This is a genomic window from Mesorhizobium sp. M0317 (assembly GCF_040321555.1).
Classification (GTDB): domain Bacteria; phylum Pseudomonadota; class Alphaproteobacteria; order Rhizobiales; family Rhizobiaceae; genus Mesorhizobium.
In genome coordinates, this window is sequence record NZ_JAMYRV010000007.1 from 63623 (window position 1) to 85625 (window position 22003).

16 protein-coding genes are annotated in these 22003 nt (G+C 64.1%); 10 read left to right on the top strand and 6 right to left on the bottom strand.

What is annotated here, in order from left to right:
- Window positions 1-4 precede the first annotated feature (4 nt).
- The 4 genes from NKI88_RS08360 to NKI88_RS08375 all read left to right on the top strand — a co-directional run bounded on the left by NKI88_RS08360 (window position 5) and on the right by NKI88_RS08375 (window position 7800).
- A complete protein-coding gene (locus tag NKI88_RS08360; protein WP_352654583.1) occupies window positions 5-3862 on the top strand; it encodes a DUF7929 domain-containing protein in 3858 nt (1285 codons plus the stop codon).
- 303 nt (window positions 3863-4165) lie between these two features.
- Complete coding sequence (gene rpe, locus NKI88_RS08365) at window positions 4166-4843, top strand: ribulose-phosphate 3-epimerase (RefSeq protein WP_352654585.1); 678 nt, start codon at window positions 4166-4168, stop codon at window positions 4841-4843.
- A gap of 494 nt (window positions 4844-5337) precedes the next feature.
- A complete protein-coding gene (locus NKI88_RS08370) occupies window positions 5338-6075 on the top strand; it encodes a GntR family transcriptional regulator (protein ID WP_352654587.1) in 738 nt (245 codons plus the stop codon).
- 213 nt (window positions 6076-6288) lie between these two features.
- Window positions 6289-7800: a malonate--CoA ligase gene (locus NKI88_RS08375; protein ID WP_352654589.1), complete on the top strand. Its 1512-nt coding sequence runs from the start codon at window positions 6289-6291 to the stop codon at window positions 7798-7800.
- A 72-nt stretch (window positions 7801-7872) separates the two neighbouring features.
- Here the strand turns inward: NKI88_RS08375 and NKI88_RS08380 are convergent, their stop codons facing one another.
- The 6 genes from NKI88_RS08380 to NKI88_RS08405 form a co-directional block, all read right to left on the bottom strand.
- Window positions 7873-9927 (bottom strand): ABC transporter ATP-binding protein/permease, encoded by a 2055-nt coding sequence (locus tag NKI88_RS08380; protein ID WP_352654591.1) that lies wholly within the window; start codon window positions 9925-9927, stop codon window positions 7873-7875.
- 71 nt (window positions 9928-9998) lie between these two features.
- Window positions 9999-11111, bottom strand: coding sequence for an NAD(P)/FAD-dependent oxidoreductase (locus NKI88_RS08385; RefSeq protein WP_352537201.1), 1113 nt, complete (start codon window positions 11109-11111; stop codon window positions 9999-10001).
- A gap of 9 nt (window positions 11112-11120) precedes the next feature.
- Window positions 11121-12296: an N-acetylglucosamine-6-phosphate deacetylase gene (gene nagA / locus NKI88_RS08390; RefSeq protein ID WP_352654593.1), complete on the bottom strand. Its 1176-nt coding sequence runs from the start codon at window positions 12294-12296 to the stop codon at window positions 11121-11123.
- Complete coding sequence (locus tag NKI88_RS08395; RefSeq protein ID WP_023668848.1) at window positions 12293-13324, bottom strand: SIS domain-containing protein; 1032 nt, start codon at window positions 13322-13324, stop codon at window positions 12293-12295. Before NKI88_RS08395 ends, nagA begins: the two co-directional genes overlap by 4 nt.
- Window positions 13321-14103: a GntR family transcriptional regulator gene (locus NKI88_RS08400; RefSeq protein WP_023668847.1), complete on the bottom strand. Its 783-nt coding sequence runs from the start codon at window positions 14101-14103 to the stop codon at window positions 13321-13323. Before NKI88_RS08400 ends, NKI88_RS08395 begins: the two co-directional genes overlap by 4 nt.
- A complete protein-coding gene (locus NKI88_RS08405) occupies window positions 14100-14978 on the bottom strand; it encodes a glucosamine kinase nucleotide-binding domain-containing protein (protein ID WP_023668846.1) in 879 nt (292 codons plus the stop codon). The genes NKI88_RS08400 and NKI88_RS08405 overlap by 4 nt, the downstream gene beginning before the upstream one ends.
- 199 nt (window positions 14979-15177) lie before the next feature.
- Between NKI88_RS08405 and NKI88_RS08410 the strand changes: the two genes are divergently transcribed.
- The 6 genes from NKI88_RS08410 to NKI88_RS08435 all read left to right on the top strand — a co-directional run bounded on the left by NKI88_RS08410 (window position 15178) and on the right by NKI88_RS08435 (window position 21977).
- Window positions 15178-16134, top strand: a complete 957-nt coding sequence (locus tag NKI88_RS08410; RefSeq protein WP_023696935.1) for an N-acetylmuramic acid 6-phosphate etherase — start codon at window positions 15178-15180, stop codon at window positions 16132-16134.
- 1 nt (window position 16135) lies between these two features.
- The gene (locus NKI88_RS08415) at window positions 16136-17395 is read left to right on the top strand and encodes an ABC transporter substrate-binding protein (protein WP_023689958.1); all 1260 of its coding nucleotides are present in this window, start codon (window positions 16136-16138) and stop codon (window positions 17393-17395) included.
- Window positions 17396-17640: 245 nt separating this feature from the next.
- Window positions 17641-18570, top strand: a complete 930-nt coding sequence (locus NKI88_RS08420) for a carbohydrate ABC transporter permease (RefSeq protein WP_352654595.1) — start codon at window positions 17641-17643, stop codon at window positions 18568-18570.
- 226 nt (window positions 18571-18796) lie between these two features.
- Window positions 18797-19636, top strand: a complete 840-nt coding sequence (locus NKI88_RS08425; RefSeq protein WP_023668842.1) for a carbohydrate ABC transporter permease — start codon at window positions 18797-18799, stop codon at window positions 19634-19636.
- A 250-nt stretch (window positions 19637-19886) separates the two neighbouring features.
- Window positions 19887-20948 (top strand): Gfo/Idh/MocA family protein, encoded by a 1062-nt coding sequence (locus NKI88_RS08430; RefSeq protein WP_352654597.1) that lies wholly within the window; start codon window positions 19887-19889, stop codon window positions 20946-20948.
- Between the two features lie 30 nt (window positions 20949-20978).
- Entirely contained in the window at window positions 20979-21977 is a 999-nt protein-coding gene (locus tag NKI88_RS08435) for an ABC transporter ATP-binding protein (RefSeq protein ID WP_352654599.1), read from the top strand.
- The last annotated feature ends 26 nt before the right edge of the window (window positions 21978-22003 follow it).

Sequence of the window (22003 nt, forward strand, 5' to 3'; positions counted from 1 at the left end):
GAAGATGAAAAATCTCGCACTTTCCCCGACCGCGAACAGCAGTCAATCCAACGTCATGGAGACCATCATGAAACCCCTGTCATATGCCAGGCGCGGCGCGCGCTGGCTGATGGCGGCCGGTATCGCGGTCGCCATGTTCACCCCTGTGGCAAGCCACGCCGAAGATGCAGTCCCGATCACTCCGGAACTGCGGCTCGACCTCGACAATTCAAAAATCGTCAATCCGAGGCCGGAACGGATCGTGCCGTTCTTCACCAAAACAGGCACACAGAGGAGCTGCGACTACGTCGTCTACTCCCTGAGCTTTGGCCTGCGCGGCGACTCGCAAGGCTTTGCCGACCCAAGCTTTTCGGCCAGGCTGAAGAAACTCCAACTCGACTTCAAGGATCAGCTTCCGCACGGTCTTGCGATCGTCAACGTCAACGTGTCCGGCGACGGCACGGATGCGTCTGGCGGACCGCTGCCGGGTGCGACAATCAGCACCTCGGCTAATCCGAACGATACGGCAACGGTTTCCGATTTCCGGATTTCCACCACCGATCTCGACGGCGCTGGGGCTGGCAATGAACGCGTCATCAATTTCAAGATCACCGCCAAGATCGACCATGCGGCGTTTCCTTCGCCGACCATCGTCGACAACCAGGGCATGATCAAGGTGACGCCGGGCGTCGGCACGGGGGCCATCATCCCGTCGCAGGATCCGGGCAAGCCCGACGACGGCGACTACAAGACCGGGGCCAAGACCTCGATCAAGATCGACCTCACCAACTGTGACAAGCGGCCTCCGCCTCCCGACCGGGAATGTTTCAAGGTGGAGCGCGGCACGGTCGATTGCGTGCAAGGCGGCGGCGCGTTCATCTACCACATGCCTGTCGGCCCGGAGATGGGCGGCAAATGGGTGCAGGTATCGACGACGACCCCAGGCATCACCATCATCCCCGACACGCAATTGGTGCCGGCGGGCGGCGGTGTGCTGAACTGGAAGATCGTCGGTGCATCGCCCGGCGACGTCATCCACCTCATCGTCACCGGCATCGAGACCTATGCCGGCCCGAAGGAGGGTTGGGGACTATGCTGCACGCAGACCATCGACATCGTCATCCCGCGTGACTTGAGATGTCCCCCCAAGGACAAGGAACCGGACCTCAAGGTCGAGAAACGAGCCGACGTGACGCGTTGCACGATGGGCGGCGGCTGCGACTTCACCATCAAGGTCACCAATGTCGGCGACGGGCCGTATCACGGCAAGATCGTGCTCGACGAGGTGACGCTGCCGGCCGGCTCGACTCTGGATTCAGGGCCCAACCCGCCCTGGGTATGCATGCCCGGCGTGACCCCGATGACGTGCACCTATCCGGTGACCACGCTCAATCCGGGGGCCTCCATCAACCTCAAGCTCGGCTTCAAGCCGGCGGGTGGTTGGCAAGGCAGCGCGTTGCGCAACTGCGCCACCTATAATTACGGCGCCAGCGGCAAGCCGCTGTTCGGCAGCCAGCAGAACGATCGCGGCTGTGCCTCGATCCCGATCTGCCGGCGTGGCGACCGCGACCGCGATTGCCGGCCCCCGGTCGACAAGAAGGTCGACTTGATCCTGAAGAAGCGTGCCCGCATCCCGGTCTGCACGCCCGACGGCATCTGCTACTTCGTGATCGACATCATCAACAATGGCAGCGTCCCCTATAATGGGCCGTTGACGGTTGTCGACAATTACCCGGGCGGCGCGCCGGCCTCTTCGACCTTCGGCCCGTCTCCGCCCTGGACATGCGGACCGAACGGTCCCGGCCAGTTCCGCTGCGACAATGCAGGCATCGTGCTGATGCCGGGCGCCTCGACGCCGATCGTCGTCAGGGCGGTCATGCCGGCCGGCTACCAGTCGGATTCGGTCGAGAACTGCGCGGCGCTGAAGCCCGTCCCCGGTGAGGTCGACCTCACCAACAACAAGGCCTGCGCCAAGGAACGCTTCCGTCATCCCAATGGCGGCAAGCCGACCCTACGCATCACCAAGGTCTGCAATGGCTCGCTCGCCGGTGCGGCGGTGGTTTCCTGCCGCATCACCGTCATCAGCCTTGGCACCTCTGCCCCCACCGGTCCGGTGCGGGTCAACGATGCTGCCACGCCGATATCGGGTGGCGCGCCGGTCCAGATCCAGACCGTCACACCCGACGGTGCGGAATGGGCCTGCGGAGCGGTTCCGGCCAATGCGCTGTCGTGCCAGATTCCCGGCGCCGTGATGACTCCCGGAACATCGAGGCACTTCGACGTGACGGTCTCGGCCAATGGCGCGTTCGAGAACTGCGCACGCGGCTCGTATGGCCCGGCCCCTGGAGACGATATCGTCTACCCTATCGGCCAGGCCTGCGCCAAGGGCGGCGGCACGTCCACCATCAGCGTCAAGAAGACCGGCGATGCCGAGTGCCAGCCCGGGCAACCCTGCTCGTTCGAGATCACCATCACCAATGATGGCCAGACCGCCTTCTCCGGTCCGGTCCGCATCGGCGATGCGATCGGGGTGGACGGGCTGGGGCGGCTGCAAGGCGTCGCGATCACCTCGATCGAGCCGCCCTTCGGCTGCTCGCCCGAACCGACGACCTTGCCGTTGACCTGCATTGCCAACCTGACGCTCGGCGCCGGGGAAAGCCATGTGCACAAGGTCACCGTGGTCCTTCCCGACGCTCCCCTGGCCAATCTGCGGGGCAACGTCAGCGGCCGGAACTGCGTCGGGGTCTTGTCTCCCGACACCAGGGTGCAAGGCGGCGGCGACGTACTGCCCGGCGACCTGACCAATATCCAGGGCGATCGCGGCAAGGCCTATGCCTGCCATCCCTTCACCATCAAGCGCGAGGTGAAGAAGGAATGCTCGCCGGGGTTCGTCATGAACGATGCCGGTCGGTGCGTGTGTCCGGAAGGCACGACGTTCCGCAACGGCCAGTGCTCGCCCGACGGCGGCGTCATCATCCAGCCAAAGGATCCAAGGCCCTGCGTGCTGCTCAAGGGCCAGATCCGCACCGAGGATGGACGCTGTGTCTGCCCCCGCGGAACCGAGCTTGAGAACGGCGCTTGCATCAAGACCGACAAGCCTGGCTGCACCATCCCCGGTTCGGTCCCGACGTCGGACGGCAATGGCTGCTACTGCCCGGAAGGTACGCATCTCGACCGACAGGCAAATGCCTGCGTGCGCGACAAGCAGAAGCCCGAGGAGTGCGGCATACGCGGCCAGGTTCATGACGCCGATGGCGATTGTGTCTGCCCGCGTGGGACAGAGGTGCGCAATGGAGCCTGCCGGCCGATCCGGCCAAAGCCTGAACAATGCTCGATCCGTGGTCAGATCCAAAACGCCAATGGCGATTGCGTCTGCCCGGACGGCACAGAAGTCAGGGGCAAGGTCTGCCGGCCGATCCGGCCGAAGCCCGAGCAGTGCTCGATCCGCGGCCAGGTCCACGACGCCAACGGCAATTGTGTCTGCCCGCGGGGTACCGAGGTGCAAGGCAATGCCTGCCGGCAGAAGAAGCCTGTGCTGGAACAGTGCGACATACGCGGCCAGGTGCACAACAAGCGCGGCGAGTGTGTTTGCCCGCGCGGCACCCAGGCGATCGACGGCGCATGCCGCAAGCCGAGGCCGCAGGTGGGAGACTGCGCCCCGGGCTCGCAGATGGTCGGCGGCCAGTGCGTGCCGATCATCAAGCGGCGCTGCCCCGAAGGCACCGTTGGTCGGTTCCCGAACTGCAGGGCGATCCGGCAGCAGCCGTCGCTCGATCCGACCCTGTTGCTCAATCCAGGTGTCCTTCAGCAGTTCATACCGAAGCGCACGCCGCAGACGCAGGTACAGCCGCAAAGGGATCCGGCGGCCAACTTCAAGCCATAGGATCTGGATACGAGTCAAAATTCAGAACCCCGCCGGAGCGATCCGGCGGGGTTTTTCCTTGGGCGCGCTGCGGCGATCGGGCGGCCAGGTATTCGCCGAACCCGCTGCCGGGCGCAGCAAATACCGACTTTCCCTTTCCGGGATCATGGTCTAGAGCAGTTCATCGTTTGGTGGAAAAGCCGAACCGCTCTATCTCTTTGTTTTCACGCAATTCCGGACGGAAAGCCGTTCCCACTTTTCTTGGAATTGCTCTAGCAGTCGTCAAGGCCGCGCCCGCAAACAGGGCGCCCAAGGGGCCGCATCATGAGCAGGAAGACCCTGATCGCGCCATCGGTGCTGGCGTCGAATTTCTCGAAGCTCGGCGACGAGGTCGAGGCGGTGACGGCGGCCGGCGCCGACTGGATCCATCTCGACGTGATGGACGGGCATTTCGTGCCCAACATCACCTTCGGCCCGCCGGTGATCAAGGCCATCCGCAACCGCACCAAGGCCTTTTTCGACTGTCATTTGATGATTGCGCCGGCCGATCCTTATCTGGCCGCCTTTGCCGATGCCGGCTGCGACGGCATGACCTTGCATGCCGAGGCCGGACCGCATCTCGACCGCTCGCTTCAGACCATCAAGGGTCTCGGCAAGAAGGCCGGCGTATCGCTCAATCCGGCGACGCCGGAAAGTGCGATCGAATATGTGCTCGACCGGCTCGACCTGATCCTGATCATGACCGTCAATCCGGGCTTTGGCGGCCAGGCCTTCATCCCGGCCATGGTCGACAAGGTCAAGCGGGTGAAAGCGCTGATCGGCAACCGGCCGATTCGCATCGAGATCGACGGCGGCGTGTCGCCGGAAACCGCCCCCCTGGTCACATCAGCCGGCGCCGATGTGCTGGTGGCAGGCGCCGCAATCTTCAAGGGCGGCAGCGTCGAAGCCTACCGGGCCAATATAGAAGCCATCCGAACCGCGGCCGACCGGGCTGCCGGCTGACATCAGTTCCAGGGCAAGTTCCCGGCTGGTCGGTTCTCCTCGGCCTGATCTCCCTGCCTGATCCTTCGATCTCCCAAAAAGCCGTCAACGGGTGGCAGCCGCAAGGGCATCGCGGCAAGCGACAGGATCGCGGCATCCGGCACTAGTTTTGGCCCATAAATCTAGTGGATAACTGCCGAAGGGATCTGCATGCGGGGAGAGGTCAATCCGGCGGCATGACGCGCGTTAAGAAAAAATTATCCGTATTCGGGATCTCGAAGCTGTTTCTCGAGGGCACCTGCCATGCTGGCAGACAAACTTTCTTCAGAAGAACAAGTTTTTCACGATTTTAGTTACTTCCGGCGGATAAGATGCGGTCAACCTTCCTCTTTAAGTCGAATATCGTGATCTTTCGCTTGAGGGGCGGATGCCTTAGGAGTTACAGTAAATTTACAGGGGAAATCGTTTGCTTCGCGAACGGGCTAGCGGAGCATGGGAGAGCTACAGGAGTCATATTGACCTACGGATCTGCCGATGTGAGCGAAGGCGCGGGACCCAAGAGCACACTCGCTAGTACGGTCTATCAACAGCTTCGCGACGATCTCCTGCGCGGCGTGTTTGAAAGTGAAAGCAAGCTTCGTGTCGAATGGGTGGTTTCCCGTTACGGCGCCGGCGCCTCACCGGTTCGCGAGGCCCTCAACCGACTTGCTTCGGAAGGCCTGCTCGGCCGCCACGACCAGCGCGGTTTCTTCATCATGCCGGTCAGTGCCCCGGAACTCGAGGAATTGACGCGCACCCGCTGCTGGCTGGAAGAGCGGGCTCTGCGTGAATCCATTGCCAGCCGCACCGGCGAATGGGAAGAGCAGCTCGTGCTGGCCTTGCATCGCCTGGCGCGTGCCCCGCGCCGCTTGCCCGAGGACCCGTCCTCGAACAATCCGGAATGGGAAAAGCTGCACCGCGCCTTCCATCGGGCACTGATCGCAGGCTGCCGATCGCATTGGCTGACCGGCTTTTGCGACCAGCTTTCGGATCAGGCCTCCCGCTACCGGCTGATCTCCCAGGACGGCAGCGAGCGCGACGAAATCAGTGAACATCGGCTAATTGCGGAGCGCACGGTGGATGGCGATGCCGATGGCGCCGTTGAAGCCCTCCTCAGCCACTACCGTCTGACGGCAGCCATGTGCATGGAGCGCTTCAACGACAGCGGCGATCCACGCGTGAGCGCCACCAAGGCGCTGCGCAGCCGCAGATAGAAGCGCTTCCGGTCCGCTATCCAAAATCCGCCAGCTATCCAAGTCCGCTTGCCTTCATCTGATCGGCGGCAAACCCGATTTCACGTTTTTGCCGGACGGAGGCGAAATCGTTTCCTTTGTTCCAAGGCCATCCGGCTCTAATCAAAGGGATAGAGCATGACGTCCTCCGAAAACCGCTTCGCACTTTTCGGCATCATGCTCTAGGGAATGCGCATGACCAATCACCTGTTCGACGCGTTCCGCAGCCGGATTTCAGCCTCCGAGCGCATCCTGATGGCGACCGATGACGGACGCGCGATCGCCTATGGCGACATGCTGGCGCAATCGGCACAGCTGGCACATGCGCTGAGGCATTTCGGCGTCGAGCCGGGCGACCGCGTTGCCGTGCAGGTCGAAAAAAGCCCCGAATGCATTTTCCTTTACCTCGCCTGCCTGCGCGCCGGCGCGGTCTTCCTGCCGCTCAACACCGCCTACACGCTGGCCGAACTCGGCTATTTCTTTGGTGATGCCGAGCCGCGGCTGGTCGTCTGCGACCCGGCCCGCGCCGGCGCTATCGCGCCGTTGGCGCAGGCGTCGGGTGCTGCCACCTTCACGCTTGGCAGCAATGGTGAGGGCTCGCTGACCGAACTGGCGGCACAACAGCCCACGGATTTCGACGCCGTGGCGCGCGGGCCGGACGATCTGGCCGCAATCCTTTACACATCCGGCACCACCGGACGCTCCAAGGGCGCCATGCTCAGCCATGAAAACCTGGCCTCCAATGCACGCGTGCTGGTCGAGCAATGGCGTTTCACCGGGGATGACGTGCTGATCCATGCGCTGCCGATCTTCCACACGCACGGCTTGTTCGTCGCCACCAACGTCACCCTGATGGCCGGCGCCTCGATGCTGTTCGAGCGGAAATTCGACGCCGGCCGCATCGTCTCGCTCTTGCCGCGCGCGACAGTGCTGATGGGCGTGCCGACCTTCTATACAAGGCTCCTGCAGCAGGACGGGCTGGATGCCCAGGCGGCGAAGAACATCCGCCTGTTCGTTTCCGGCTCGGCGCCGCTGCTCGCCGAAACGCACAAGGCCTGGCGCGAGCGCACCGGCCATGCCATTCTCGAGCGCTACGGCATGACCGAGACCAACATGAACACGTCGAACCCCTATGAGGGCGAGCGTCGCGCCGGCACGGTCGGCTTCCCGCTGCCCGGCGTTTCGCTGCGCATCGCCGACCCTGACAGCGGCGATCCGCTTGGCCAGGGTGAAGTCGGCATGATCGAGGTCAAAGGTCCGAATGTCTTTTCCGGCTATTGGCGCATGCCGGAAAAAACCAAGGCGGAGTTTCGCAAGGACGGCTTCTTCATCACCGGCGACCTCGGCATCATCGACGCGGACGGCTACGTCCACATCGTCGGCCGCGGCAAGGATCTCATTATCTCCGGCGGCTACAACATCTATCCCAAGGAGATCGAGAGCGAGATCGACGCGGTTGCTGGCGTCTTGGAAAGTGCCGTCATCGGAATTGCCCATCCCGATTTCGGCGAAGGCGTCACCGCTGTCGTGGTGCGGGCGCCGGCATCGCAGATCACCGGGGCCGAGGTCGTTGGCGCCATTGCCGGCCAGCTGGCCAAATACAAGCACCCGAAGCAGGTGATCTTCGTCGATGAGCTGCCGCGCAACACGATGGGCAAGGTGCAGAAGAACCTGCTGCGCGAGACCTACAAGGGTCTCTACGGCTAATCCATAGCCGGCTAATGTCTTTGCCCAAGCGCTTCGCCTGGACATCTGTTCGCGGTTCGGCAGTGGCGCCTTTTACCTGCGCGGCTTTTTCACCCGAGTGCCGGAACCCCACAAAGCCCGGTTCAGCAGGCTGCGTTTGCGCTTGCGTGGGATGAGGTCGACATCGCTGACGAGCTTGGCGCCGCCCTCGCGCCGCTCCAGGGTGATCTTGCGGCTATGGAAGGCTTCGAGCTCCGCACGATGCGCCACGCTGATGATGGTGACGTCAGGCAGTTCGCGGATCACCGTCAACATCATCGTGTCCTGGCTCTTCTCGTCGAGCGCCGAAGTCGCTTCATCCAGCACCACGATATCGGGCCGATGCAGCAACAGGCGCGCGAAGGCGAGGCGTTGCTTTTCGCCCCCCGACAGCGTCTGGTCCCATGGCGCGTCTTCCCTGATCCTGCCGGTGAGATAGCCAAGCCCCACCTTGCCGAGGGCAGCCTTGATTTGCTTGATGGTCCACTTCTCCGCCGCCGCGGGATAGGCGACCGCGCGGCGAAGCGTGCCGGAAGGGATGTAGGGGCGTTGCGGCAGCATGAACAGGCGCCTGTCGGTGTGGAAATTGACGCTCCCGCCGCCCCATGGCCACAGGCCCGCGACGGCCCGCACCAGCGTCGACTTGCCTGAACCGGATTCGCCTGAAACCAGCACCCGCTCGCCCGGCTCGATCACGACCTCGGTTTCCTTGACCACGGAGGTGCCGTCGTCGAGTGTCACGGAAAGATTGTCGAGGCTGAGGATGGCGCCGTCTTCGGCTTCGCCTCGGTTGATGCGTCCGAGCGCATCGCTCTGCTCGGCGCGCTCGAGCCCGTCTAGCGACATCATCAGCGAGGCAATGCGCCGCGCGGAGGCGTTCCAGTCGGCGAGGCGCGGATAGTTGTCGACCAGCCAGCCGAACGCGCCTTGCACGATGCCAAATGCAGACGCCGCCTGCATCACCTCGCCAAGCGTCATCGAGCCTTCGAGGAATTTTGGCGCGCACAGCAGGATCGGCACGACCGGCGCAAACAGGCTCGATCCCTGCGACACCGCCGCCGTGCGCATGTGCTGTCCGGTCAGCAGAGCCCATTGCCTCAGCACATGGCCGAAATTCCTGTCGATGCCGCTGCGCTCCTCGTCCTCCCCTCCCAGCAAGGCGATGCTCTCGCCGTTTTCGCGCACGCGCGTCAGCGTGTAGCGCAGTTCGGCCTCCGCCTGGTTCTTCCGCTCGGAGAGCTGGACGAAGTCGCGGCCGATGACCACCATCGAGGTCGAGGTGATGGCGGCATAGATGATCGCGGTGATGACCAGAAAGCCGGGAATGGTGATGCTCTCACGGCCGATCGGCAGGGTGAGCGCGCCGCCGATGGTCCACAGCACGACGATAAAAGTCGAGGCCGACAGGAACGCGTTGAGGACGCCGGCGGTGAAATCGACCGGCGACTCGGTGGCGATGCGCAGATCCTCGGTCATGCGGGCCTCGGGGTTCTGGTGGTCGCCGCCCACCAGATTCAGCTGGTAGTAGCGGCCGTTTGCCAGCCAGCGCGCGACGACCCCGGTGGTCAGCCAGGAACGCCAGCGGCGCTGGATCGTCATGCGCAGATAGACCTGCGCAACGACAAGGCTGCCGCTGCAGATCACCAGCGGCACGAATACGGCGCTGAGGAGATAGACTGTGTGGGCGTTGCGCTGCTCGAGGGCATCGAACATCGAGCGGTTCCAGACGTTGATGCCATACTGGAAACCGATGTTGATGCAGATCAGCAGCAGCACTCCGATCGTCAAAGGCCAGGCGAGCTTGTCGCCATGCCTCCCCCAATAGCCGCGCCCGCTGATCCAGAAACGCCGCAGCAGATATTTTTTGCGCGCCTGCTCGGCCTGCTCAGGCGTCAGCTTGGGATCGGGTTCGACGGCATCCGGCGGCGGCGCAGCGTCGCCAACGGGCTCGGACGCGGCTTCGGCGGCCGATGCTTTTTTCTCGCGCGGCGTGTCCTCGCGCGGTCCATCTCCGCGCGTTTGCCGTGACGGCTTTTCCCGACGCGACTTCGTGGCATCGCGCGCTTCGATGCCGTCGGCCGGTTTCGATTTGGGTTTTGCCTCGGACATATGCCCCGACAACGACCTCCATATCAAAAGGTTTCATGGTATGCGCCTGCCCGACGTTTCAGGAACGCCCGTCATTGCGGATATAAAAGCCCAACGACATGTTCTGCGATGGCGAGGCTGGCGGTAAGGCCAGGGCTCTCGATGCCGAACAGATTGACGATCTGACCGCCCCCGTGGTCAGCCGGTCCCCGGATGACGAAGTCGGCGGCCGGCTGGCCCGGACCGGACAGTTTCGGCCTGACGCCGGCATATGCCGGTTGCAGGGCGCCGTCCGCCAGGCCGGACCAGTAGCGCCTGATTTCGTCGTAGAAGGCAGCGCCTCGTGCGGGATCGACGGTATAGTCGACGCGATCGATCCATTCGACATCCGGGCCAAAGCGCGCGCTCCCCGACATGTCGAGGGTCAGATGCACGCCGAGGCCGCCATGGACCGGCACCGGATAGATCAGCCGCGAAAAGGGCGAGCGGCCGGAAAGCGCGAAATAATTGCCGCGCGCCAGCCACAGCGGCGGAACACGGTCTTGCGGGAGGCCTTCGATGCGGCCGGCGAGCGCCTGCGCGTCGAGGCCGGCGGCGTTGATGAAGGCGCCGGTCTTCAAGGTGAAACCCTCGCCATCGGCGTCGCGCGTGTCGATCCGGATGCCGTCGGCTTCGATGCTCGCGCCTGAGACAACGGTGAGCAAGGCGAAAGATGCGCCGGCCGCTTCCGCGTCTCCACGCAATGACAGCATCAGCGCCTGGCTGTCGACGATGCCGGTCGACGGCGACAGCAGCGCGCCGGCGCAGCTCAGCGCCGGTTCCAGGCTTTCGGCCTCTGCGCGCGTCAAAAGCTTGAGGTCACCGACTCCGCATTGCGCCGCGTTGATCTGGATCGCCTGCAGTTTATCCAACTGGTCGGGTTCGACGGCAACGATCAGTTTGCCGGTGCGATGATGGGCGACGTCGTGCTCGCGGCAATAGGCATAGAGACGCTCGCGGCCGTTGACGCAGAGACGGGCCTTCAGGCTGCCCGGCGTATAATGAAGCCCGGCATGGATGACTTCCGAATTGCGCGAACTGGTGCCCGTGCCGATGGCTGCGGCCTTCTCGACCACCAGCACCTCGCGGCCCGACAGCGCCAGCGCGCGGGCAATGGCGAGGCCGACAACACCGGCTCCGGCGACAACGCAGTCGACATCATGCATAGGTGGACTTTAGCGCGGACTGTCCGCGCCTGCAAAAACCTTGTCGCCGCCGATCCAGACGCCGTTGACGTCGAGGGCGTCCGACAGGGCGACAATATCGGCAGCCGTGCCATTGGCGAAGCGGCCGAGCCGGTGGGCCTGGCCGACCGCCTGCGCCGGATAGAGCGAGGCCATGCGCAACGCTTCCGACAGGTCCAGCCCGACGATCCGGTGGACGTAGCGAACCGCCGAGATCATATCGAGATCGGCGCCGGCCAGCGTGCCGTCGGCCAGCCGCAGACTGCCATCCTTGCGATAGATGATGCGGCCGTTGAGGGTGAACGACGTCATGTCGGTGCCGATCGTCGCCATGGCGTCGGTGACCAGCACGATCTTGCCCGGTCCCTGCTTGGCGCGCAGCGCGATTGCCATGGTGGCGGGATCGACATGGATGCCGTCGGCGATGATCCCGGCCGACAGACTGCCTATGTCGATGGCCGCACCCGCCAGCCCCGGCTCACGGTTGCCGATCTGGCTCATGGCGTTGAACAGATGTGTGACCACGCTGGCGCCGGCATCGGCAAAGGCTCTGGCCGTGGCGTAGCCGGTGTCGGAATGGCCGAGGCTGACAATCACACCGGCCTTGGCCAAGGCCGCAACGCGGGCAGGCTCGACGGATTCAGGCGCTATCGTCGTCAGCAGCACCGGCAGGTTTTTGCGTGCCGCGACCAGCGCCGCTTCATCCGCATCCGTCATCGGCCGGATCAGCGCCGGTTCATGCGCGCCCTTGCGGGCGACGGAGAGATGCGGCCCTTCGAGATGCAGGCCGAGAAATCCCGGCAGTTTTTGCCGTGCCGCCCCGGTGCCGGCGGCAATGGCCGCGGCGATGATGTCAGGCGTATCTGTGATCAGCGTCGGCAGCAGTGCGGTCGTGCCGAACGGCGCATGCGCCCGGCAGATTGTTGCCAGCGAGGCGACATCGGGATGGTCGTTGAGCATGACGCCGCCGCCGCCATTGACCTGCAGGTCGACAAAACCCGGCACCAGCATGCCGCCCCCGGCGTCGATGCGGGCAACGCCCGACGGAATGGCGCCGACGGGATGAATGCCTTCGACCACATCGCCGTGCACGACAAGGGCGGCGTTATCATGCCAGTCGTCGCCATCGAAAATTCGGGCGCCAGTCAGGGCAAAACGGTCGCTCATACGGTTTCCGTCACCTTGCGCAGATTGCGCGGTACGTCCGGATCGAGGCCGCGATGGCGGGCGAAGGCTTCGACGAAGCCGTAGAAGGAGACGATCAGCGTCAGCGGGTCGGTCAAGGGATGACCGGTGGCGACATGCGGCAGCCGCGCCGCGCTCTTGGCTTTGTCCGAGGTTACAAAAACTGCTGCACCCTTGCCGGCAAGGTTGTCGGCAGCCTCTGCCACGGACGGCTCGGAGGCATCGCGGGCGGCGAGCGCCAGCACCGGGAAGCCTGGCCCGACCAGCGCCAGCGGGCCGTGCATGACTTCGGCTGCACTGTAGGCCTCGGCATGCATGCCGCAGGTCTCTTTGAATTTCAGCGCCGCCTCGTCGGCCATCGCCGCCGACGGGCCACGTCCCAGGATGAACAGCGATTGCGGCGTCTCCAACGCGCCGGCCAGCGCCATCCAGTCGCAGGCGATCGCCTTGCTGAAATGCTCGGGCAGGCGGGCAAGGGCGGCCAGCAGTCTGTCGTCGCCGGTGCAATGCGCCATCAGCGCCAGGCCGGCGACCGCCGAATTGACGAATGTCTTGGTCGCCGCGACGCTGCGCTCGGGGCCGGCCAGAATGTCGATGGCAAAATCCGAAGCCCGCGCCAGCGGCGAATCGGCGGTGTTGGTGATGGCGACGGTGAGCGCACCGCCGGCCCGTGCCGTCTCGGCCATGGCGACGATGTCAGGGCTCTTGCCGGATTGCGAGATGGCGAGGCAAGCGGAACCGGCGAGCTTGAGCTTGGCGCCGTAGATCGAGGCGATCGACGGACCGACCGATGCCACGGCCAGGCCGGCGGTCAGTTCGACGGCATATTTCATGAAGGTGGCGGCATGGTCGGACGAACCGCGCGCGACGGTAACGACGAAGCTCGGATCGCGCTCGCGAATGCCGCGTCCGGCCTCGGTCAGCACCGCCGCCGAGCCATCGAGCAGACGCGCGACGGCTTGCGGAATTTCGTCGATCTCGCGCCGCATATGGGTGGTCTTGGGGATCATGGTCGGCCCTCTTCGCTCGGCCCTGTCAGGCGCAGTTCGGCGACGAAATCATAGGCGTCGCCGCGGTAGATGGAGCGGGTGAACTCGATCACCTTGCCGCTCGCGAGATAGGAAATGCGTTCGATGTGCAGGCCGGCAATGCCGGATGGCACTTCGAGCAGACGCGCATCGGCGTCGCCGAGATTGGCGGCGGAAATGCGCTGCACCGCCCGCACCGGCCGGTTGCCGGTCAGTTGCAGCGCCGCATAGAGTGACGAGCCTATCCCGGCCGGATCCGGCAGCACGCTGGCCGACAACGAGGCGCGCTCGATGGCCAGCGGCGTGTCGTTTGCGATGCGCAGGCGCGCCACGCGCGCCACCAGCTCGTTCGACGACAGGCCGAGCACCATCATCTCGTCGGGCGAGGGCGGGTAGAGGTCGCGGTCGAGCCAGGCTGAACGCACCGCCATGCCGCGCCTTGCCATGTCCTCGGTGAATGAAGTGAGCCTGGAGAGCGACTGCTCGACGCGCTCCATGCGCGGCGCCACGAAGGTGCCGGAGCCGTGGCGCTGCACGAGGATGCCGCCCTTGACCAGGTCCTGCACCGCCTTGCGCACGGTGACGCGCGAAATGTCGGCCTTGGTGGCGATGTCGCGCTCGGAAGGCAGCGCATCGCCCGGCCCGATCAGGCCGCGATTGACGGCGTCCTCGATGCTTTTCCTGAGCTGCAGGTAGAGCGGGGCGCCGCTCTGCGACGACTGCCTCAGCGTGGCGAAGATCTGGTCGGCGGCATCGCTCATCGCGTCGCCTCCGCTTTGACGAAGATGCGGGCCGCCATCTGCACGGCGCCGCCCAGCGCATCGTCGAGCGGCGCTTTCAGCAGCGCCTGGTAGCGCTGGGAAAGGCGCGGCCCATAGAGCGGCGCCAGCCCGCCGAGCAGGCAGAGCGGGGCGTCATCAGAGAGGTCGAGCGCGTGGAGCGACGCCTCGACATCGGCAACCGACTTGTCCACGATCCAGTTGGCGACGCTGTCGCCCTTCTCGGCATGCTCGAAAACCTTGGGCGCGAAGCCGCCGAAATCGCCGGGCTTGGCATTGGTGGTGAACTCGACCACGTCTTCGGGATTGTTGCGGAAAATGGCCATCATGCTGTCGGTCAGGGCTGAGCGCGGCCGGACGCCGTCATGGGCGAGCAGCGTCTGCTCCAGCAGGTCGCGGCCGATCCGGGCGCCGCTGCCTTGATCACCGACCTGAAAGCCCCAGCCGCCGATGGCGCGCGACGTGCCGCCCTTGCGCGCCATATAGGCGGTGCCGGTGCCGAGGATGGCCATGGCGCCGTCACCAGAGCCGACTGCCCCTTCGAGCGCGATCTCGGCGTCCGTCTCGACGCGGCTGATGCTGAACGGCAGGATTGCTTCAAGCTGCTGGCGGTAGGTGCCGACATTGGCGCCGGCAAGGCCGAGAATGGCTGGTGTCTGCGGGATCAGGTCCGGATCTTGCCCGGCGGCGATGAAGGCCTGACGAGCAGCCTCGACGATGTGGGTGCGAGCGCCGGTGAGATCGGTGCGGATGTTGGCGGCGCCGCTTTTGGCACGGCCAATGACAACGCCATCGCCTGTCGCAAGGGCTGCCCTGCAGCTGGTGCCGCCGCCGTCGATACCGAGCACGAATTTCACGCGATGTCTCCTCCGGGCGGATAATACCAATAAAATACCAATAGCCAAGGGATTAATTTCCGTTTCAAAAAGATTAAGGCGTATCAGGTTGAAAAACCCGGGAATTTCGCCGGCTCAACGATTTCCAGTTCGCAATTTCGTTAATGCGTGTGGACAAGTGGTATTTTTTTGGTATTGTTCTTCCATCGGAGGGACAGGGATGGCCGAACCGCGCACCGAAGCGCTTCACAGCAATGCCGAGGGACTGGACATCCAGGCCCCGGACGCCATCCTTTCTTCTTTGGTCAATGCGCAGATCGAGGCCGCCAAGGCTGTGCGCGACGCCATTCCCGCCATCGCCGCCGCAGCCGAAATCATCGCCGGGCGGCTGAACGGCGGCGGCAAGCTCGCCTATGCTGCGGCCGGCAGCTCCGGCCTGATGGCGCTGGCCGACGCGCTGGAGTTGCCCGGCACCTTCGGCATCAAGCGCGAACGCATCGCCATCCTCATCGCCGGTGGCGACGACGCTTTCAAGACCCTGGCCGGCGGACCGGAAGACGACACCGACGAAGCCTCGACGGCAATTGCCGGCGCCGGCATCGGCAAGGGCGACTGCCTGATCGCGATTTCGGCCAGCGGCTCGACGCCCTATGCGGTGCAGGCGCTGAAGGATGCGCGCAGCCGGGGCGCGGCAACCATCGCCATTGCCAACAACAAGGACACGCCCCTGCTCAGGCTGGCCGACGTCGCCATCCTGCTCGAGACGCCACCGGAGGTGATTGCCGGCTCGACGCGCATGGGCGCCGGCACTGCCCAGAAGATCGCGCTCAACATGCTGTCGACGCTTACCGCCATTCATCTCGGCCATGTCCATGACGGCTACATGGTCAATCTCACCGCCGACAACATCAAGCTGCGCGACCGCGCGGCTCGCATCGTCGCCGCTATCAGCGGCCGCGACCGGCAAGACGCCGTGCGGCTGCTCGAAGCGAGCGGCGGCGTCGTCAAGACAGCCATTCTGCTCGCCGCCGGCGCTGCCAACGCCGTTGCGGCCGAGAAGATACTGGAAGGGACCGGCCAGAAGCTGCGGCCAGCCCTTTCCGCGATCGAGGGGAACAAGGGCGCGAAGGCCCCTGTTCTCAAAACCGAACCTGAAAAAGGTCAACAGGGAGACTAGCATGACAACGAAATTACTGACGGCACTGCTTCTCGGCACCAGCATTCTCGGCACCGCCGGGTTGGCTCACGCCGATGACGTAACGCTCAATATCGAAAGCTGGCGCGGCGACGACCTTGCCATCTGGAAGGACAAGCTGATCCCGGCTTTTGAGGCCAAGAACCCGGGCATCAAAGTGGTGTTCGCACCGTCGGCGCCGACCGAGTATGACGCCGCACTCGGCGCCAAGCTCGCCGCCGGCTCGGCTGGCGACCTGATCACCTGCCGCCCGTTCGACAAATCGCTCGAACTGTTCAAGAAGGGCAACCTTGCCGACCTGTCGGCGCTGCCCGGCATGGAAAACTTTTCGCCCGTTGCCAAGGCCGCCTGGCAGACCGACGACGGCAAGGCGAGCTTCTGCGTGCCGATGGCCTCGGTCATTCACGGCTTCATCTACAACAAGGACGCCTTCGACAAGCTCGGCCTCAAGGTCCCGACGACGCGTGACGAGTTCTTCGCCGCGCTCGACAAGATCAAGGCCGACGGCACCTACATCCCGATGGCCATGGGCACCAAGGACCTCTGGGAAGCCGCGACCATGGGCTATCAGAACATCGGTCCGAACTACTGGAAGGGCGAAGAGGGCCGCGCAGCGCTGATCAAGGGCGACCAGAAGCTGACCGACAAGGACTGGGTTGCTCCCTATGAGGAACTGGCCAGGTGGAAGCCTTATCTCGGCGACGGCTTCGAGGCCCAGACCTATCCGGACAGCCAGAACCTGTTCACGCTTGGCCGCGCCGCCATCTACCCGGCGGGATCGTGGGAGATCGGCCTGTTCAACACCCAGGCGCAGTTCAAGATGGGCGCCTTCCCGCCGCCGGTCGAGAAGGCCGGCGACACCTGCTACATCTCCGACCATACCGATATCGGCATGGGCCTGAATGCGGCGTCGAAGAATGCCGACGCGGCCAAGACCTTCCTGTCCTGGGTCGCCTCGCCGGACTTCGCCACCATCTACGCCAACGCACTGCCGGGCTTCTTCAGCCTGAATTCCACCCCGGTGAAGATGGAAGACCCGCTGGCGCAGGAATTCGTCTCCTGGCGCGACAAGTGCAAGTCGACGATCCGCTCGACCTACCAGATCCTGTCGCGCGGCACGCCGAACCTCGAGAACGAAACCTGGGTTGAATCGGCCAACGTCATCAATGGCACCGACACGCCGGAAGCTGCCGCCAAGAAGCTGCAGGACGGCCTCGACAGCTGGTACAAGCCGGGCAAGTAAGAGCTCAGACAACAGACAGGGCCCCAAGTGGACGGCCCTGCGTTTTTCGACAGCATCATCGACTGCGAACGACGGCGCCGCCCCTCATCCGCCTGCCGGCACCTTCTCCCCGTATAGTGACGGGGAGAAGGATCAGCCGAAACGCAGGCGCCCCCTCTCCCCGTCCTTCACGGGGAGAGCGTGAGGGTGAGGGGCAGCGCTCCCGTCGAAGGCATTGCTAAACCTGATCGGCGGGGACCGCACTCATGGCCGCACAAACACGACCGAAACGACCATTCCGCTGGCATATCGGCGTCTTCCTGGCGCCGGCGCTGCTGGTCTATACGGCGATCATGATCCTGCCGCTGGCCGGCACGCTGCAGCTGTCGCTGTTCCGCAATGTCGATCAGCATCAGGTGTTCGTCGGTTTCACTAATTTCCGTACGTTGTTCGGCGACCCCAACTGGTCGATCGGCTTCTGGAACGCGCTGCGGAACAATACCTGGTTCTTCATCATCCACATGGTGGTGCAGAACCCGATCGGTGTCATGCTGGCGGCATTGCTGTCCAGCCCGAGGCTGAGATTCGCCGCCTTCTACCGCACCGCGATCTTCGTGCCGGCCATCCTGTCCTTCGTCATCGTCGGTTTCGCCTGGAAACTGATCCTGTCGCCGTTGTGGGGCGTGGCGCCGCATCTGATGGATCTGGTCGGCCTGAAAAGCCTGTTCACGCCGTGGCTGGGCAAGGAACAATATGCCGTGACCGCGCTCAGCCTGATCTCGGTCTGGCAGTTCGTCGGCATTCCGATGATGCTGATCTATGCGGCGCTGCTGTCGATCCCCGAAGAGGTGATCGAGGCGGCCGAATGCGACGGCATCACCGGCATGTCGCAGTTCTGGAAGATCAAGCTGCCGCTGATCCTGCCCTCGATCGGCATCATCTCGATCCTGACCTTCGTCGGCAATTTCAACGCCTTCGACCTGATCTACACCGCGCAAGGGGCGCTGGCCGGCCCGAACTATTCGACGGATATTCTGGGCACCTTCCTCTACCGCGCCTTCTTCGGTTTCCAACTGCAGACCGGCGACCCCAATATGGGCGCGGCAATCGCCACGATGATGTTCCTGATTATCCTCGGCGGCGTCTGCGTCTACCTGTTCCTCGTCCAGACGCGCCTGCGTCGCTACCAGTTCTGAGGGGCGAGATGTCGAGCTTGAACACCCCCCTCTGGCCTGCCGGCCATCTCCCCCGCAAGGGGGGAGATTGGCAGCTCTGGCCTTGCCGCTCGTCTTGCAACGTTGGCGATTGGCGAAAGCAGTCGCGGCATCTGATCTCCCCCCTTGCTGGGGAGATGTCCGGCAGGACAGAGGGGGGTGCCTTGGCGCCAACCTCGCCTGCCTTGGCTCGTCAGGAGACCTTCCAATGAGCACCGCCACTCGTTCGCTGCCCCGCACCATCGGCGCCCACGCGATCCTGCTGACCTACACGGCGATCGCGCTGTTTCCGGTGATCCTGGTCATCATGAATTCGTTCAAGTCCCGCGCCGGCATCTTCAGCGAACCGCTGACGCCGCCGACGCCAAAGACCTTCGACCTGATCGGCTATACCACCGTGATCGGGCAGGGCGACTTCATCCACTATTTTCAGAACAGCCTCGTCGTCACCGTCGCCTCGCTGTTCTTCGTGCTTCTGTTCGGCGCGATGGCGGCGTTCGCGCTCTCGGAATACCGCTTCCGCGGCAACACGCTGATGGGGCTTTACCTCGCGCTCGGCATCATGATCCCGATCCGGCTCGGGACCGTCGCCATCCTGCAATTGATGGTGGCGAGCGGGCTGGTCAACACGCTGACGGCGCTGATCCTGGTCTACACCGCGCAGGGGCTGCCGCTGGCCGTCTTCATCCTGTCGGAATTCATGAAGCAGGTGTCCGACGATCTGAAGAATGCCGGCCGGATCGACGGCCTGTCGGAATACACCATCTTCTTCCGGCTGGTGCTGCCGCTGGTGCGGCCCTCGATGGCGACGGTCGCCGTCTTCACCATGATCCCGATCTGGAACGATCTGTGGTTCCCACTGATCCTGGCGCCGTCGGAAGAGACCAAGACGGTGACGCTCGGCGCGCAGCTTTTCCTCGGCCAGTTCGTCACCAACTGGAACGCCATCCTGGCGGCACTCTCGCTGGCGATCATGCCTGTGCTGACCCTCTACGTCATCTTCTCGCGGCAGCTGATCCGCGGCATCACATCCGGAGCCGTCAAGTGAGCGGAGCCCTACAAATCTCTGCTGGAGCCTTCACCCCACCCGGCGCTGCGCGCCGACCTCCCCATCAAGGGGAGGTAAAAGGTCGTGGCTTCATTCACGACCGCCAAAGGGCGACTTTCGGAGAACCTTCTTTGGCAGTGAGGGTGTTCGCGCCAACGTCCTACCTCCCCTCGATGGGGAGGTCGGCGCGAAGCGCCGGGTGGGGTGACACCCTCTCAGAAGGAACAACTGGAACATCTGGAGTAGTTAGGTGACCTCTAAATCGCCCCTTCGCGTCGTCGTCGCAGGCCTCGGTAATATGGGGCGTAGCCATGCGCTGGCCTACCACACTAATCCGGGCTTCGAGATCGCGGCCCTGATCAACCGCTCCGACGTGCCGTTACCGGACGGGCTGTCGGGCTATGGCATCAGGCGCTCCTTCGACGACGCGTTGCGCGATGAAAAGCCGGATGTCGCCTGCATCGCCACTTATTCCGACAGCCATGCCGACTATGCGGTGAAGGCATTCGAGGCCGGCTGCCACGTCTTCGTCGAGAAGCCGCTCGCAACGACGGTGGCGGACGCCAAGCGCGTCGTCGCCGCGGCGAAGGCCAACGGCCGAAAATTGGTGATCGGCTACATCCTGCGCCACCACCCGTCCTGGGTCAGGCTGATCGCCGAGGCGCGCAAGCTCGGCGGCCCTTACGTGTTTCGCATGAACCTCAACCAGCAATCGTCAGGCCCGACCTGGCAGACGCACAAGCAGTTGATGCAGACGACGTCGCCGATCCTCGATTGCGGCGTGCACTATCTCGACGTGATGCTGCAGATCACCGACGCCAGGCCGGTCGAGGTGCGCGGCATGGGGCTGCGGCTGACCGAGGAGATCGCGCCGACAATGTACAATTACGGCCATCTCCAGGTGCTGTTCGACGACGGCTCGGTCGGCTGGTACGAGGCGGCTTGGGGCCCGATGATCTCGGAGACAGCGTTCTTCGTGAAGGACGTGATTTCGCCCAATGGCTGCGTGTCGATCGTCATGAAGGAAGGTGTGAAGTCGGACGACATCGACACCCACACCAAGACCTCGACCATCCGCCTGCACAGTGCGGCGACCGGCGCGGACGGCAAGTTCGCCAGGCCGGACGAGATGCTGTCGATGGACGGCGAACCCGGCCACCAGGACCTCTGCGATCTCGAACAGGCCTTCGTGCTGAAGGCGATCCGGGAAGACATCGACCTGACCCGCCACATGGACGACGCGGTGAAATCGCTCGCCGTCTGCCTTGCCGCCGATGAGAGCGTGCGCAGCGGCGCCCCAGTTAAGCTCTAGTAGGGCAAACTCTAGAACAAGGACGAAGCCGTGGGCTCGCTGGTAATCGAGAATGTGAAGAAGGCCTTCGGGCCGGTCGAGGTGCTGAAAGGCATCAACCTCGAAGTGACCGACGGCGAATTCGTCGTCTTCGTCGGCCCATCTGGCTGCGGCAAGTCAACCTTGCTCAGGGTCATCGCCGGGCTGGAGGATTCGACCTGCGGCAGGGTGGTGATCGACGGCACCGATGTCTCGGCCACGCCCCCGGCAAAACGCGGCATCGCCATGGTGTTCCAGACATACGCGCTCTACCCGCATCTGACGGTGAAGAACAATATGGGCCTCGGCCTCAAGCAGGCCGGCACGCCCGCCCCGGAGATCGAACGCCGCATCGGCGTCGCCTCGTCGATGCTGTCGCTGGAACCGTATCTCGAGCGGCGGCCGGCGGAGCTGTCGGGCGGCCAGCGCCAGCGCGTCGCCATCGGCCGCGCCGTGGTGCGCGAGCCAAAACTGTTCCTCTTCGATGAGCCCTTGTCGAACCTCGACGCAGCGCTTCGCGTCAACACGCGGCTGGAGATCGCGCAGCTGCATCGCCGGCTGAAGGCGACGATGATCTACGTCACCCACGACCAGGTCGAGGCGATGACGCTGGCCGACAAGATCGTCGTGCTCAACGCCGGCCAGATCGAGCAGATCGGCGGCCCGATGGAGCTCTACAATTCGCCGGCAAACGAGTTCGTCGCCGGCTTTATCGGCTCGCCGAAGATGAATTTCATCGACGGCGCCAGATTGGGCGAGACGGCCAAGACGATCGGCGTGCGGCCGGAGCATCTGACCGTGGATCCAAGGTCCGGCGCCTGGAAGGGAACGGTGGTGCATGCCGAACATCTCGGCGCCGACACCAACCTCTATCTCGACTGCGAAAAGGCCGGGCTGATCACGGTCCGCATTTTCGGTGTCTACGACGCCGAGCCAGGTGCGACGCTGTATGCAACGCCGGAGCCGGGTAAGACATACCGGTTTGGGGCGGAGGGGAAGACGATCAAGTAATCCTTCGCCGACAGCAACCACGGCGA

Excerpts from the sequence above, each read along its gene's own strand:
- NKI88_RS08360 (WP_352654583.1), top strand. The coding sequence starts at position 5 with ATGAAAAATCTCGCACTTTCCCCGACCGCGAACAGCAGTCAATCCAAC.
- rpe (WP_352654585.1), top strand. The coding sequence starts at position 4,166 with ATGAGCAGGAAGACCCTGATCGCGCCATCGGTGCTGGCGTCGAATTTC.
- NKI88_RS08375 (WP_352654589.1), top strand. The coding sequence starts at position 6,289 with ATGACCAATCACCTGTTCGACGCGTTCCGCAGCCGGATTTCAGCCTCC.
- NKI88_RS08380 (WP_352654591.1), bottom strand. The coding sequence starts at position 9,927 with ATGTCCGAGGCAAAACCCAAATCGAAACCGGCCGACGGCATCGAAGCG.
- NKI88_RS08385 (WP_352537201.1), bottom strand. The coding sequence starts at position 11,111 with ATGCATGATGTCGACTGCGTTGTCGCCGGAGCCGGTGTTGTCGGCCTC.
- nagA (WP_352654593.1), bottom strand. The coding sequence starts at position 12,296 with ATGAGCGACCGTTTTGCCCTGACTGGCGCCCGAATTTTCGATGGCGAC.
- NKI88_RS08395 (WP_023668848.1), bottom strand. The coding sequence starts at position 13,324 with ATGATCCCCAAGACCACCCATATGCGGCGCGAGATCGACGAAATTCCG.
- NKI88_RS08400 (WP_023668847.1), bottom strand. The coding sequence starts at position 14,103 with ATGAGCGATGCCGCCGACCAGATCTTCGCCACGCTGAGGCAGTCGTCG.
- NKI88_RS08410 (WP_023696935.1), top strand. The coding sequence starts at position 15,178 with ATGGCCGAACCGCGCACCGAAGCGCTTCACAGCAATGCCGAGGGACTG.
- NKI88_RS08415 (WP_023689958.1), top strand. The coding sequence starts at position 16,136 with ATGACAACGAAATTACTGACGGCACTGCTTCTCGGCACCAGCATTCTC.
- NKI88_RS08420 (WP_352654595.1), top strand. The coding sequence starts at position 17,641 with ATGGCCGCACAAACACGACCGAAACGACCATTCCGCTGGCATATCGGC.
- NKI88_RS08425 (WP_023668842.1), top strand. The coding sequence starts at position 18,797 with ATGAGCACCGCCACTCGTTCGCTGCCCCGCACCATCGGCGCCCACGCG.